Here is a 397-nt window from a genome sequence, read left to right on the forward strand (position 1 = left end):
GTCTCAACGTGTACGCCGCCTCTAACGGCGACGATGCGGTGGCTGTTTTTACCCGCACGGTGGCCACGGGAGCGCTCAACTTTGTCGAAGTCGAAATTGACGGCGTCAACAGCGTGGGGGGCATCACGTCTGCCAGTAGCGTCGAGGTGAGCCCCGATGGCGCGCATGTCTACGTGTCGGGAGTGGGCGCTGACGCTGTTGCCGTCTTTAGCCGCGGCGCCAATGGCGCGCTCACTTACAGCGAGCATGTTTCCGACGGCAGTACCGGGGCGCTGCAATTCATTCAAGTTCTAGTGGACGGCGCGAGCGGCGTGACGGGCCTGAACGGCGTCATCGATGTCACGATCAGTCCCGACGGCAAGCACGTCTATACCGCTGCGGTGACGTCCAACGCCGT

General features: G+C 62.7%; 1 protein-coding gene. It reads left to right on the plus strand.

Features of this window, described 5'->3' with window-relative positions; translation table 11 throughout:
- Nucleotides 1-397 (plus strand): beta-propeller fold lactonase family protein (locus I6F37_RS43570; RefSeq protein ID WP_225154921.1); only part of this gene is annotated, 397 nt, incomplete at both ends.

The sequence above is a fragment of the Bradyrhizobium sp. NBAIM08 genome, assembly GCF_020193935.1.
Classification (GTDB): domain Bacteria; phylum Pseudomonadota; class Alphaproteobacteria; order Rhizobiales; family Xanthobacteraceae; genus Bradyrhizobium; species Bradyrhizobium yuanmingense.